General features: G+C 34.3%; 12 protein-coding genes. All 12 read right to left on the reverse strand.

Features of this window, described 5'->3' with window-relative positions; translation table 11 throughout:
- Positions 1 to 34: 34 nt before the first annotated feature.
- A complete protein-coding gene (gene uvrA / locus M2651_RS03885; protein WP_252131028.1) occupies positions 35 to 2857 on the reverse strand; it encodes an excinuclease ABC subunit UvrA in 2823 nt (940 codons plus the stop codon).
- Positions 2858 to 2874: 17 nt separating this feature from the next.
- Entirely contained in the window at positions 2875 to 4860 is a 1986-nt protein-coding gene (gene uvrB, locus M2651_RS03890) for an excinuclease ABC subunit UvrB (RefSeq protein ID WP_252131029.1), read from the reverse strand.
- A 146-nt stretch (positions 4861 to 5006) separates the two neighbouring features.
- Positions 5007 to 6341, reverse strand: coding sequence for a PDZ domain-containing protein (locus M2651_RS03895; protein WP_252131030.1), 1335 nt, complete (start codon positions 6339 to 6341; stop codon positions 5007 to 5009).
- Between the two features lie 25 nt (positions 6342 to 6366).
- Positions 6367 to 7569: a S41 family peptidase gene (locus M2651_RS03900; RefSeq protein ID WP_252131031.1), complete on the reverse strand. Its 1203-nt coding sequence runs from the start codon at positions 7567 to 7569 to the stop codon at positions 6367 to 6369.
- Positions 7570 to 7720: 151 nt separating this feature from the next.
- The gene (locus M2651_RS03905) at positions 7721 to 8920 is read right to left on the reverse strand and encodes a murein hydrolase activator EnvC family protein (protein WP_252131032.1); all 1200 of its coding nucleotides are present in this window, start codon (positions 8918 to 8920) and stop codon (positions 7721 to 7723) included.
- Positions 8921 to 8953: 33 nt separating this feature from the next.
- Complete coding sequence (ftsX, locus tag M2651_RS03910) at positions 8954 to 9844, reverse strand: permease-like cell division protein FtsX (protein WP_252131033.1); 891 nt, start codon at positions 9842 to 9844, stop codon at positions 8954 to 8956.
- The gene (ftsE, locus tag M2651_RS03915; protein ID WP_252131034.1) at positions 9834 to 10523 is read right to left on the reverse strand and encodes a cell division ATP-binding protein FtsE; all 690 of its coding nucleotides are present in this window, start codon (positions 10521 to 10523) and stop codon (positions 9834 to 9836) included. The genes ftsX and ftsE overlap by 11 nt, the downstream gene beginning before the upstream one ends.
- A gap of 148 nt (positions 10524 to 10671) precedes the next feature.
- The gene (locus M2651_RS03920; protein ID WP_252131035.1) at positions 10672 to 11526 is read right to left on the reverse strand and encodes a YitT family protein; all 855 of its coding nucleotides are present in this window, start codon (positions 11524 to 11526) and stop codon (positions 10672 to 10674) included.
- Between the two features lie 59 nt (positions 11527 to 11585).
- Positions 11586 to 11933 (reverse strand): type II toxin-antitoxin system PemK/MazF family toxin, encoded by a 348-nt coding sequence (locus M2651_RS03925; protein WP_034568782.1) that lies wholly within the window; start codon positions 11931 to 11933, stop codon positions 11586 to 11588.
- Positions 11893 to 12213 carry a CopG family ribbon-helix-helix protein gene (locus M2651_RS03930; protein WP_252131036.1) on the reverse strand — a complete coding sequence of 107 codons (321 nt, stop codon included), beginning with the start codon at positions 12211 to 12213 and terminating at the stop codon, positions 11893 to 11895. The genes M2651_RS03925 and M2651_RS03930 overlap by 41 nt, the downstream gene beginning before the upstream one ends.
- 177 nt (positions 12214 to 12390) lie before the next feature.
- Positions 12391 to 13554 (reverse strand): alanine racemase, encoded by a 1164-nt coding sequence (gene alr, locus M2651_RS03935; RefSeq protein ID WP_252131037.1) that lies wholly within the window; start codon positions 13552 to 13554, stop codon positions 12391 to 12393.
- A gap of 25 nt (positions 13555 to 13579) precedes the next feature.
- Positions 13580 to 14194, reverse strand: a complete 615-nt coding sequence (locus tag M2651_RS03940; protein ID WP_252131038.1) for a germination lipoprotein GerS-related protein — start codon at positions 14192 to 14194, stop codon at positions 13580 to 13582.
- Between the last annotated feature and the right edge of the window lie 69 nt (positions 14195 to 14263).

The raw sequence follows: 14263 nt of genomic DNA on the forward strand, positions 1-14263 counted from the left end.
GCATAATAATGATATGCTAGTCTGACTAAAAATATTATAACATTTTTTTTAGATATTGTCCTGTGTAAGAAGCTTTTACCTTAGCAATTTCCTCCGGAGTGCCTGCTGCAAGTACAGTTCCTCCCTTTTCTCCCCCTTCAGGACCTAAATCAATAAGATAATCTGCACACTTTATTACATCAAGATTGTGCTCAATAACAACTACAGTATTCCCTGATTCCACAAGCCTTTGAATTATTTTTATAAGCCTGCTTACATCATCTATGTGAAGACCTGTAGTCGGCTCATCCAAAATATAAAGAGTTTTTCCTGTGCTTCTCTTTGAAAGTTCGTAAGCAAGTTTAATTCTTTGAGCCTCTCCTCCCGATAACTGAGTAGAAGGCTGGCCAAGCCTTATATAACCAAGCCCCACGTCCATAAGAGTTTGAAGCTTATTTTTTATTCTAGGAAGATTTTCAAAAAACTTTATAGCTTCCTCTACCGTCATGTTTAATACATCATCTATATTTTTACCCTTATATTTTACTTCAAGAGTTTCTCTGTTATATCTCTTTCCTTTACATACCTCGCAAGGTACGTAAACATCGGATAAAAACTGCATTTCAATTTTAATAATACCATCCCCGCTGCAGGCCTCGCATCTTCCGCCTTTAACATTAAAACTGAAGCGACCTGCTTTATACCCTCTCATTCTAGCTTCTGAAGTTGTTGCAAAAACTTCTCTTATAAGATCAAAGGTTCCAGTGTAGGTAGCAGGATTGGAACGAGGTGTTCTTCCAATTGGGCTTTGGTCTATGTCTATAATTTTATCTATATTTTCAACACCGAGTATATCCTTATGCTTTCCTGGCATAGCCTTTGCATTATTAAGCTTTTTATTTAAGCCCTTATAAAGTATTTCATTAACAAGAGTACTCTTTCCTGAGCCAGACACACCAGTTACTGCTGTAAATACTCCAAGAGGAAAATTAACATTTACATTCTTAAGATTGTTCTCCTTTGCTCCTATAACTGAAATATAATTACCATTTAGTTTTCTTCTTTCACTTGGTACTTCTATAACCTTTTTGCCACTAAGATATTGACCTGTAATAGATGCTTCACATTTGGCAATTTCCTCAAGAGTTCCCATGGCTACAACCTGCCCGCCATGCTCTCCTGCTCCAGGACCTATATCTACAATGCAGTCTGCCGCCCTCATAGTATCTTCATCATGCTCAACAACTATAAGAGTATTTCCTAAATCTCTAAGATGCTTTAAAGTAGATATAAGCTTGTCGTTATCCCGTTGGTGAAGTCCTATGCTGGGCTCATCTAAAATATATAATACTCCTACAAGGCTTGAACCTATCTGTGTAGCAAGTCTGATTCTTTGTGCTTCTCCACCGGACAAAGTTCCTGCATTTCTCCAAAGATTTAAATAGTCTAAACCTACATCAACCAGAAACTTTAATCTGCTTTTTATTTCCTTTAAAATCTGACTGCTTATCATTGTATCTTTTTCTGAAAGCTGCAGATTTTCAATATAATCAAGCTCCTCCTGTATAGGCATAAGACAAAACTCATGTATATTCTTATCCCCAACAGTTACCGCAAGAGTTTCCGGCTTAAGCCTTGCACCCTTACACTTAGGACAAGGCGAATCGCTCATGTAACCTTCAATCTCTGTCTTTATATAATCAGAATTGCTCTCCATATACCTTCTCTTAAGGCTGTTTATAACTCCTTCAAAAGCATGGTTAAACTCTCCTGTTCCAGTTTCTCTTTCATATCTTACTTTTATCTTTTGTCCATTCAATCCATAAAGAAGTATCTTTTTTATATCAGCTGACAGCTCCTGCCATGGTGTATCAAGTCTGAATTCATACTCCCTTGCAAGAGCCTTTAATACACTGTAGGTCCAGGAATCATCCTTACCGCTGGTACCACTCCAAGGTAAAATTGCTCCTTCTGCCAAGCTTTTAGTCTTATCTGGAACTACTAAATCTTCATCTATTTCCATTAAAGTACCAAGACCGTCACAGGTATCACATTTACCAAAGGGAGAGTTAAAAGAAAACATTCTTGGAGCAAGTTCTTCTATACTGATTCCGCAGTCTGCACAGGCAAACTTTTCACTAAAAAGCATATCTTCTCCATCAACCACATTTACTATAACCAATCCCTCTGCCAGTCTCAATGCTGTTTCCAAAGAATCAGTCAATCTGCTGCCTATATCATTCTTTACCATAAGTCTGTCAATTACAGCTTCAATATTATGCTTCTTAGTTTTTTCAAGCTTAACTTCCTCTTCAGTAAGCTCAACTATCTCTCCATCTATTCTAGCTCTAACAAAACCTTCTTTTTTTATGTTTTCTAAAACCTTTGTATGTTCTCCCTTTCTTCCTCTTATAACAGGAGCAAGAATCTGAATTTTGGTTCTCTCAGGCATCTCCATAATTTTATCAACCATCTGGTCAATAGTCTGCTGTTTAATCTCCTTGCCACACTTTGGACAATGCGGAATTCCTATTCTGGCATACAAAAGCCTTAAATAGTCGTAAATCTCAGTTACTGTTCCAACTGTAGAACGGGGATTTCTGCTTGTAGTCTTCTGGTCTATAGATATAGCAGGAGACAATCCTTCAATATACTCCACATCCGGCTTATTCATCTGACCCAAAAACTGCCTTGCATAAGCAGACAAAGACTCCACATACCTTCTCTGACCCTCTGCATAAAGAGTATCAAAAGCCAGGGAAGATTTTCCGGACCCAGAAAGCCCGGTAAAAACAACAAACTTATCTCTAGGAATCTCCAGATCCACATTTTTTAAATTGTGAACCTTCGCACCTTTTATTATTATCTTATCCTTCATTTAACCCTCCATATATCCTACTTTTTAGTCTTTTGTTTCTTAAGCTTAAATATCATATCTCTAAGCTGTGCTGCTCTTTCAAACTGCAGATCCTTAGCCGCCTGACTCATCTCAAGCTCATATTGCTCTATAAGCCTATCTATATTTTCATTATTAGCCTGAACCGCTTCTTCTAAACTTCCATAATGAGCTTCCTCTTCGGCTACCTTTGTAGCTTCTATAATTTCTCTTATATCTTTAATAACAGTCTTAGGCACAATACCATGCTTCTCATTATACTCCATCTGTATTTTTCTTCTTCTGTTTGTTTCACTAATTGCTCTCTCCATAGAATTAGTTATAACATCAGCATACATAATAACCTTGCTTTCAGAATTTCTAGCCGCCCTGCCTATAGTCTGAATAAGTGAAGTTTCAGACCTTAAAAAACCTTCCTTATCAGCATCAAGAATTGCTACCAGCGCAACCTCCGGAATATCCAATCCTTCTCTTAAAAGATTTATCCCAACAAGCACATCAAACTCGCCTTTTCTCAAATCTCTTATAATCTTCATTCTCTCAATGGTGTCTATATCAGAGTGAAGATAATTAACCTTTATTCCCATCTCTTTGAAATACTTAGTCAAATCCTCTGCCATTTTCTTTGTAAGAGTGGTTATAAGAGCTCTGAAACCTCTATTAATTGTATCCTTAATATTTGCATACAAATCATCAATCTGTCCTTTAACAGGCTTTATTATAATTTCCGGGTCTAAAAGACCAGTTGGCCTTATAATCTGCTCTGCAACATTTGTTGAATGCTCAAGTTCATAAGGACCTGGGGTTGCACTAACAAACACTACAGTATTCATCTTTTTCTCAAGCTCCTCAAACTTAAGCGGTCTATTATCATAAGCACTAGGAAGCCTGAAGCCATATTCAACCAAAGTATTCTTTCTGGATCTATCACCAGCATACATAGCCCTTGTCTGCGGCAGCGTAACGTGGCTTTCGTCTATAAACATAAGAAAATCCTCTGGAAAATAATCTAGCAAAGTCTGTGGAGGTGTTCCTGGTGCTCTTCCGTCTAATATTCTTGAATAGTTTTCTATTCCGCTGCAATATCCAACTTCCCTTATCATCTCTATATCAAAATTTGTCCTCTGCTTTAATCTTTGAGCCTCTAAAAGCTTATCCTGTGCTGTAAGCTCCTTAAGCCTCTCCTCAAGCTCCTCCTCAATCTTCTTAATTGCTATTTCCAGTTTTTCATAAGAAGTAGCAAAGTGAGAAGCTGGAAATATTGATATATGATTTCTAACACCTAAAATTTCTCCAGTTAATACGTCAAATTCTCTTATTCTATCTATCTCATCACCAAAAAACTCTACTCTTACAGCCTTATTAGTAGAACCTGCGGGATAAATATCTAACACATCGCCTCTTACTCTGAAGGTACCTCTCACAAAGTTAATTTCGTTTCTTTCATACTGTATTTCTATAAGCTTTTTTATTACATCATCTCTATCCTTCTGCATACCTTCTCTTAAAGATATTGTAAGGTTTTTATATTCTTCCGGATTTCCTAAGCCATAAATGCAGGACACAGAAGCTACTATAATAACATCTCTTCTTTCAAAAAGTGCAGCTGTGGCTGAGTGTCTAAGCTTATCAATTTCATCATTTATAGAAGCATCCTTTTCAATATAAGTATCCGTCTGAGGAACATAAGCCTCCGGCTGATAATAATCATAGTAGGAAACAAAGTACTCTACACAGCTGTCAGGAAAAAACTCTCTAAACTCAGAGCAAAGCTGAGCTGCAAGAGTTTTATTGTGAGCTAAAACCAAAGCAGGTCTTTGAACTCTTTCTATTATATTAGCCATAGTAAATGTTTTTCCAGAACCAGTTACACCGAGCAGAGTCTGAAATCTTTCACCATTATTTATTCCATTCACAATGCTTTCTATTGCCTGAGGCTGATCTCCAGTAGGCTTAAACTTGGAACTTATCTTAAATCTATTCATGAATCATCAACTCCAAAATACGAACATTTGTTCAATAATTATTATTGTATACTTTTATACTATCACTGTCAACAATTATAACAAAACTTACAATTGGGTATTAACCCCATAAATTCATTAGCAAAAAAACGCAGAAATTTCTGCGTTTACTCCTCATCATTATCATCTTTATTCTTCATCTTATCAAGTATCTCTCTAAACTTATTATCATCATAACGAATCACCATACTGTCTCCTGGCATTTCCTTCGGTACAAAAACTATCCCAAGCTTTTTATCCCTAGACATCCTGTTATAGCTTACCTCATGAATCTTTCCTAAACCTCTTTTAAGCTTAAAGCTTATGTAATTGAAGCTTTCCTTTGGAACAGTTAGTATATCCTGCTCGTTTGTAATCTTTTTATCATTAACTTCTAGAAGCAAATCTCCGCTTTTTATTCCCATTTCATAAGCTGGAGAATTGGGAGCTACCTCAAGAACCATTATTCCTTCCTCGCTGCTCATATACTTAGGCTTTCCTTTTACTTCCATAATTCTTTGTACATTTAACATAAGTTCATGAGCTACAGGAGCAAATACAATGAGAAAAAGCTTATACATATATCCTAAATAGGATAGCTGGGAAAATGCAAATAATACTGAACTAAATATAAAAAGTGCTGCAGCAGATTGTATTACTTTTTCCTCTCTGTTCTTTGTGAAAGTAACAGTGCTATAACCAATAATTCCAAAGTAAGCAAAAAGGCTTACTGCGGCACCTTTTGCCATAGTCAAAATAGGAGAAGTTCCTAAAATAGGCCACCAGTCAGGTGTTGCAATTGTTTCCGTAAATCCTAAATTACCTGCATCGTTTACTATAAAAAACAAGGCTATAGGAAGTACCCAATTTCTTCTAAAAGCAAATCCTCCTATTATCTTATTATCTCTATTTGTAAATACAGGTATAGAACCCCTCTTACCATCTATTATAACCAAAATACCTTCAATAAAATGCATAACCGCAATAAAGGTCATAAGTGCCCCTATATCTATTCTTAAAATATTAACATCAGCCAAGTTTATATTATTTCCTAATAAATTTATCTTAACCCCGGCATAAACCTTAGATATTAATTCTAGAAGCAGGCTTAAAAGTCCAAGCACTGCTCCAGAATATGCAAAACATATAAATCTTGGCCTCCAGAACATGAAAAATATAGATATCAAAAACACTAAATAGATAGCAGAATTTATATCAAAGGCCACCCCTAAAAATGACAACAGTATGCTGGATGCTGCCCCTGCAAATATACCTATTACTATTTGAGATATTGTAAGTTCAAAAGCTGAATTAAGGCTTTCACCTATAATCATTTTCTGCATTACTGTTATCTTCTTATTTTGTCTATATAATATAAAAGCTAAGAGTATGAGCATAAGCATACTGCTAGAATCTACCAGAGCATATGCAACAGCTCTTAAAGTGCTAAGTAAAATACTCATGTAAATAAAATCTCCTCAAAATTAATTATTTCATCTTCTCTCTTAATACCTCTACCGCCCTGATAAACTGTGGATCAGTATTTCTGTTATAAGCCTTCTTTAAAAGCTCCTCCGGGTATGTAACCTGTACATCCGGAGCAATACCAGTTTTATGTATATTTTCACCATTTGGAGTGTAATATTTAGATACTGTAACCTTTAAAGCAGTACCATCTCCAGTATCTACTAAAGTTTGAACGACACCCTTGCCAAAGGTTTTTTCACCTACCAGGGTTCCTACCTTGTAGTCTCTTACTGCACCAGAAACTATTTCTGATGCACTGGCAGTTAAACCATCAATTAAAACTACAAGAGGCATTCCTTCTGCTATTCCTCCTTTAGATACATGTTTTTCTTCCTTTTTATATTTATCAACAGTTGAAACTATTACCTTTCCTTTTGAAACAAAATTTGAAACCACATCAACGCTGCTGGATAACAACCCTCCTGGATTTTGTCTTAAATCTAAAAGAATACCTTTAGCCCCCTGCCCTTTAAGTTCCTTTAATTTTTTGCTGAAATCATCTGCAGTATGCTCATCAAACATAGAAATTTTTATGTAAGCCATGTTTCCTGGCAGCATCTCGCCACTTACAGTCTGAAGGTTTATCTTTGCTCTTTTAACTGTATATGTATGCGTTTCTTTCTCATTTCTGCTTATTGTTACGTTAACAGTTGTACCTTCCTGTCCCTTTATCATGGAAATAGCTTTTTGATATTCCTTACCTGTAACATCTGTTCCATCAACATTCTTTATTATATCACCTGGAAGTATTCCAACCTTTCTAGCAGGAGAGTCTTCAAAAGTGCTTAAAACTACTATATCATCATCCTTTACTTCTATCTGAAGCCCTATGCCTGAATAGCTTCCTTCTGTTTGAGTACTAAAAGCTTCAAACTCCTTTTGATTCATAAACACAGTGTAAGGATCATTTAGAGCTCCTGTCATTCCTTTTATAGCTCCTTCTAAAAGAACATTGTCGTCAATTGTACCATCATATAATTTATATATAAGATTTCTTACCTCAAATAACTTCTGAAAATTAGATACATCACCATACTGCTGTGCTCCTATAACTTTTCCATTTGGAAGCACTATAGAAAGCTTCTTAGTTCCAAAGTAAGTCAATAAATTTGTTGCTATTACCAAAGCAACAGTCCAGGCTACCCATTTCTTTTTACTCTTCATTCACATCTCTCCCCTCATAATCACATAGTAATCTAATTAATTTACTTAATATTTGTGCTCATCTATATATTTATATAAATCTTCCATAATTATAACACTAAAAAAAATAAATTTGCAAAAACATTTGCAAATTTATTTTTAAATATGTTATTTATCTTATATAATAAGAAGCTGGATTTATAGTTGCTCCACTTGACATTCTTATCTCAAAGTGAAGGTGTGGTCCTGTAGAATACCCTGTGCTGCCTGAATAAGCAATAAGCTGACCACCCTTAACAGTTTGTCCTACTTTTACTGATAAAGAAGAGTTATGAGCATATAAGCTTATAAGATTTCCATGATCAACCATAACCACATTTCCATAACCTGTCTGCCAGCCAGAGTATATAATCTCTCCATCAGCCAGAGAATAAATAGGAGTTTGCATAGGAACACCTATATCTATTCCAGTATGTGGCTTCTGCACCCCAAATACAGGATGAACTCTTGGTCCATAAGCGGAAGTTATCGGGTATGCTTTACCGCCTGTAATACTAAACAGCTTGCCTATGCTTGAGTTTACTGAAACTGTTGTAGTACCAGACGATGCTGAACCTCTGTTTATTTCCTGCTGCTTTTTAGCTTCCTCTTCCTTTTTCTTCTTTATACTGGCTATCATTGTAGCTATAGCCTTTGACTCCTGCTCTTCCTGTTCAATCATTCTCTCATAGGCAGCCTTATCTTTCTCTAATGAAGCCATAAGCTTTTCTTTTTCATCAGCACTTTTTTTAAGCTCGCTATATTTTTTATCCGCTTCAGATTTTAAAGCTAAGTTTTCCTTTTTAGACTTTTCAAGCTGTGATTTTTGAAGTTCTAAAGCTTTTTTGTTATTTTCTATGCTTTGAATTAACTTTTTATCATATTCCATAACTCTCACTACAGTGTCTAACCTGGAGAAAAAATCTGAAAAACTGCTTGAATTTAATATTATTTCCAAATAGCTTTCATTTCCGTTTACATACATTGCTCTTAATCTCTTTTTAAAAAGCTCATTTTGGTCTTCCAGATTTTTCAGGCTTTCCTGTATTTGTTTTTCGCTTTGTGATATTTGTTTATTTATATCATTTATCTTACTATTTAGGCTGTTTAGAACTTTTTCTGACTCCTCCATCTTTTTATCAAGTTCTTCAAGAGACTTCTGCACAGTTTCCTTTTGCTTATTAATGTCCTCTAATTCATCTTTTTTATCCTCTATAGAATTTTGAATGTTATTTAATTGTTTTTGTGCATCAGTTAATTCATCAGCTTTTACATTAACTAAAGAAACAAAAGTTAATGCAAGAGCTATAATAAGGCTTATGCCCTTTCTCATGTGTATCCCCCCAAACCACAGTAAATAATATATTTAAACTGCTAAGAATTTCCTGATAGCCATTATACTTCCAAGTATGCCTATAACCACCCCGCCTAGCACAAATTCACCCAGCATAGTATTAAAAACATAGTTAGGTTCAATAAATTGTACCATCATAAGCTGAGTAGACATTTTAACAAAAATATATCTGTATCCATAGTAAAGCAGCACAGAAGATGCTAAAGCCCCTAGAATACCAATAAACATACCTTCTAAAATAAACGGCCATCTTATAAACCAGTCAGTAGCTCCTATATACTTCATTATTCCTATTTCTCTTCTTCTAGCATATACAGTAAGCTTTATCGTGTTACCAATCAAAAACAATGAAACTCCAATTAAAATTACAAATATAACAATACCTACCCATCTTACAGCACTAGTTATAGCAATTATCTTTTGAACAACTTCTTTACCATCTTTTATTACTTCTATACCAGGCTTATCCTTTATAGTATCAACAACCTTTGATACACTTTCCGGCTTATCCACCTTAATAATATAAGAGCTTGGCATAGGATTTTCCTTGTCCAGTCCTTCTAAAAGGGACTTATATTGTTCACCTAGTCTATTCTTTAAGTTTTCTAAAGCTTCCGTTTGGCTTTCGAATTTAACTTCTACAACTCCAGCTGTACCTTTTATAGTGCTTTCCAAATCCTTTTGTTCATCAATCTTAATATCCTCTTTTAAGAATACTTTTATTTCTACCTGTGATTCAACATCCTTCATAGCCAGCCTAATATTCAATATAGTAAGCATAAACAAACCAAGAATAAATAAAGTTGCTGCAACAGTAGCTGCAGAAGCTGTACTCATGGTTTGATTTCTTTTCAAGTTCTTTAATGCATCTGCTATAAAATGCTTAAAAGTATTAATCTTCATATCCGTATCCACCTCTCAGCTCATCTCTTGCTATAGTTCCCTTTTCAATAGCAATAACTCTCTTTTTCATAGCATCAACTATGTCCTTAGCATGAGTAGCCATTACTATAGTAGTTCCTGCACGATTAATGTCGTTTAGTATATCCATAATTCCTAAAGCTGTATCGGGGTCAAGGTTTCCAGTAGGCTCATCTGCAATTAATAAGGACGGATTATTAACTATTGCCCTGGCAAGAGAAACTCTTTGCTGTTCTCCTCCTGAAAGCTCGCTTGGAAGCGACTTATACTTATTTGATAATCCTACAAGTGAAAGCATCATAGGAACTCTTTTTCTTATTTCTTTTTCAGGAGCTTCAACAACCCTCATGGCAAAAGCTACATTTTCATAAACATTTAAAGTAGGAATCAGCCTAAAATCCTGAAAAACTACTCCTATCTTTCTTCTATAAAAAGGAATTTGTTTTCTTTTTAGATTAGTTATATCCAAATTATCATTTAAAATTATTGAACCTGTAGTAGGATCCACTTCTTTTAAAAGCATTTTAATAAAAGTAGACTTACCAGCTCCGCTTGGTCCTACTAAAAACACAAATTCTCCTCTTTCAATTCTTATGTTAACGTCTTTAAGAGCAGTAACATTATTGTCGTAAACTTTACTTACATTTTTAAACTCAATCATTGCTGCATCTCCTTATTTATCTATATTTATACACAAAAATACACCATCCACACTAACATTATAACACAGCTTGTACTTAATATGAAATTTAATTTAATAAAAAAACTATGAACAAATGCCAGGCACTTAACAAATGCCTGGCATCCTGTTACTCATCTCCTACTATATCTTTAAAACCTTCTCCCAGCACCTCATGAGACTCACTTATAGTAATGAAAGCTTTACTATCTATTTCTTTTATAAATTTTTTAAGCTTAATAAACTGCCTTCTATAAAGCACAGTATACAATATTTTTGTATTTTTTCCGGTGAAACCGCCTTTTCCATGAAAAATTGTATATCCCCTGTCTAATTCCTTTATTATGTAATTTCCAATTTCCTCTAACTTGCTGCTTATAATCATAACTTCTTTACAGGAATTTAAACCTTCTATTACATTATCTATTACAAAACCATTTACTATAACTGCTAGAAGTGCATACATAGCTATATCCGCACCAAAGCTCACTCCTGCAAACAAAGTAACTACAAAATCAACTGCAAGCAGGGATTTTCCTATATCAAGATGAAAAAATTTATTTAATATTTTAGCGAGTATATCCGTACCGCCGGTAGAAGCATTCTGATTAAAAACCATAGCCATTCCTATACCAGAAAGAAGGGTACCAAATACAGAAGCAAGCAGCAAATCTTTTGTAAGCACTCTATTATACAGTTCAAATCTATCCATTATCCATATAGCACCTGATAAACCCAAACTTGCATATATGCTTTTAGCTCCAAACTTATTTCCAATAACTAAAAATCCAATTATAAACAAAATAATATTCATGCCCAGCATCAAAAATCCAACATCAAACACTGGAAAAATACTGTTTATTATTATAGCTATACCGGATACTCCGCCTGCAGCTATTTTATTTGGAACAAGAAAAAGCTCCAGCGAAAGTGCTACAAGCAAAAAACCCATTGTAATCAATAAATATTCTTTGAACTTTTTCATATGATTCCCCCTTGAAAACATTTTTTCTAAACCTAAAAAGGGGCCTTTAAAAGCCCCCATTACAACCCAACACTTATAGAAAGTGCTTCATCCACTTTTTTCATGTCCCCTTCAGTCATATGACCTATTTTTTCCTTTAGTCTTTTTTTGTCGAGTGTTCTAATTTGTTCAAGCAAAACTACTGAATCTTTATTTAATCCATATTCCTCTGAGGAGATTTCAACATGAGTTGGAAGTTTCGCTTTGTTTATCTGTGATGTAATTGCAGCTACAATTACCGTAGGACTGTATTTATTCCCCACATCATTTTGTATAATGATAACCGGTCTTATTCCCCCTTGTTCTGAGCCTACTACTGGGCTTAAATCAGCATAAAATATATCTCCTCTTTTCACTACTGTTGTCATTAGGAAAATCACTCTCCGAAAGCTTCGCTTCATACTTTTTTAACTCATCTATATCATTTGCAAAGCCCATTTCTGCTATTTCAAGATTCAGCTGAGCCATATCCATATATCCCTTTCTCATCTGATCCATTAGGTTAAGTCTTTTTTTCTCCTCAATATATAATATTATAGCTTCTCGAATAAATTCACTTCTTTTTTTACAATCTTCTTCAAGAGCTTTATTAAATTCATTGAATAATGACTCTGTGAGGTTAACTACGAGTTTTTTTGAACCTGCCATGAGAAACAACGCCTCCTAAAACTTCGTATACTAGGTACTTATCTGAAAGTAGCATACTGTATAATCTATTTGCATTCACAAGTAGAATTTATATCTAAAAAAGTGCGCAAATATATATGATACAATTATACTCTACAAACTGTCAATATGTCAAAAAATAATTTATAATTCCTTATTTTACCAAACATAATTTCTTATTTTTACAACTTCCCCATTTTTTATATAAACTCTAGGAACTCTTTTGCTAATCATACAGGTAACCTCATAATTTATTGTACCAAGAAGATTGCCTATATCCTCTGCAGTAAATTTTAAATCGCCTTGTTCTCCCATCAGTATAACTTCATCACCAAGCTTTACATCCTTTATATCGGTAATATCTACCATACACTGATCCATACAAATTCGACCAACAACTGGTACAAAGCTTCCTTTTACAATTACCTTTGCTTTCTCAAAAAGAAGCCTTGTATAACCATCTGCATAGCCTACTGGAAGAGTAGCTATTATACTTTCCCTGGATGTTTGAAATTTCCTTCCATAGCTTATATATTCCCCAGCTGGAAGGTTTTTTATGTGAACAATATTTGTTTTTAAAGACATTACAGGTTTTAAATCTATTTTATCTTTAAAGACTTCCTGAGATGGATAATAACCATATTGTATAATTCCCGGCCTGACTGCTTCAAAATGAGTTTCCGGCATATCAATTATTGCCGCACTATTTGCAATATGTCTTATTTTTATATTCACACCCAGCTTTACTAATTTATCATAAAAATCATTATATTTATTAAGCTGAATTTCAGCATAGGATTTATCCTTTTCATCTGCAGTAGAAAAATGTGAATATAAACCTTCTATAATTATGTTAGGCAATTTGCTAATTTTATATACCTCTTCCAAGCTTTTCTCATCTGGTAAAAAACCAATTCTGCCCATGCCTGTATCCAAAGCTATATGAATTTTAGCTGTCTTATGTTTTTTTCTTGCTAAATCTGATATTTCCTTAGCCAGCTCAAAGGAATAAACTGTCTGTTCAATGTCGTATCTTAGAAGCATGTCTATTAAGCTTGGAGGTGTAAATCCAAGCACCATCACAGGTGCCATAATTCCACCTCTTTTAAGTTCTACAGCTTCATTTAAGACTGCAACAGCTAATCTTGTTGCTCCATTTTCAAGCAGAGTTGGAGCAATATCCAAAGCTCCATGACCATAACCGTCAGCTTTAATTACAGCTATAATTTCCCTGCTTCTTGCAATCCTTCTTATCTCTCTCATATTATGAGCTAATCTATCCAGATCTACCTCTGCCCATACTGGTCTTAAGTGTTTAAACAAATCTTATCCCTCCATGTATGTCCACTTATTCCACTTTAAATAATTCCTGTTTTAATTCAGGATTGGGTTGAAAATTTTTATAAGTTATTTTAACTTTTTCATTGTCTTTTTCGTCATATATTATTACCTTTTCTGGCAGATTGCTTGTAAGTTCTACATACATAACAGCCTTTTCCGTATCTTTGTTTAACCCTGGAATCAATAGGTGTATAAGCTGATATTTCTTCATTTCATTTTCCTTAAATTCATATTTTATCTCTTCGTTTGTATACAAAAGATTTATATATTCTTCCACAAAACTAAGCAGAAAACCACTATCAAACTTCTTGTCCACAGTATACCTGACATTATTTTTAACATCATGGGCATATATCTTATCCCCTTTGTATATAAAGACCCTGTCTTGTCCAAGTTCCATTCTATGCCCTAAAGCCTTGCTGTAATAATGCTTTCCCTCATATGTTATCACTTGTTTATCATTTTTAATTTCTATAATAAAATCTGTACTATAAGTTTTTAAATCCTTTAAATAATTTGTAACTTCGTTAGGATCTTTTTTAGATTTTCCGCAGCCATAAAATATAACTATAATAGTAAAAACAAATATTACAGAAAATAGTATTAGTAACTTCCTTCTCATGTCATGCTCCCTTACTATTAATTCTATTACTAATTCTATTACTAATACTATTCTGCTTGTCTTACTAAT

It is taken from the genome of Clostridium caldaquaticum (assembly GCF_023806125.1).
Classification (GTDB): Bacteria; Bacillota; Clostridia; order Clostridiales; family Clostridiaceae; genus Clostridium_AT; species Clostridium_AT caldaquaticum.

Coding starts and splice junctions, on each gene's coding strand:
- M2651_RS03895 (WP_252131030.1), bottom strand. CDS start 6,341: ATGAGTATTTTACTTAGCACTTTAAGAGCTGTTGCATATGCTCTGGTA.
- uvrA (WP_252131028.1), bottom strand. CDS start 2,857: ATGAAGGATAAGATAATAATAAAAGGTGCGAAGGTTCACAATTTAAAA.
- M2651_RS03900 (WP_252131031.1), bottom strand. CDS start 7,569: ATGAAGAGTAAAAAGAAATGGGTAGCCTGGACTGTTGCTTTGGTAATA.
- M2651_RS03920 (WP_252131035.1), bottom strand. CDS start 11,526: ATGAAAAAGTTCAAAGAATATTTATTGATTACAATGGGTTTTTTGCTT.
- M2651_RS03930 (WP_252131036.1), bottom strand. CDS start 12,213: ATGGCAGGTTCAAAAAAACTCGTAGTTAACCTCACAGAGTCATTATTC.
- ftsE (WP_252131034.1), bottom strand. CDS start 10,523: ATGATTGAGTTTAAAAATGTAAGTAAAGTTTACGACAATAATGTTACT.
- M2651_RS03925 (WP_034568782.1), bottom strand. CDS start 11,933: ATGACAACAGTAGTGAAAAGAGGAGATATATTTTATGCTGATTTAAGC.
- ftsX (WP_252131033.1), bottom strand. CDS start 9,844: ATGAAGATTAATACTTTTAAGCATTTTATAGCAGATGCATTAAAGAAC.
- M2651_RS03940 (WP_252131038.1), bottom strand. CDS start 14,194: ATGAGAAGGAAGTTACTAATACTATTTTCTGTAATATTTGTTTTTACT.
- M2651_RS03905 (WP_252131032.1), bottom strand. CDS start 8,920: ATGAGAAAGGGCATAAGCCTTATTATAGCTCTTGCATTAACTTTTGTT.
- uvrB (WP_252131029.1), bottom strand. CDS start 4,860: ATGAATAGATTTAAGATAAGTTCCAAGTTTAAGCCTACTGGAGATCAG.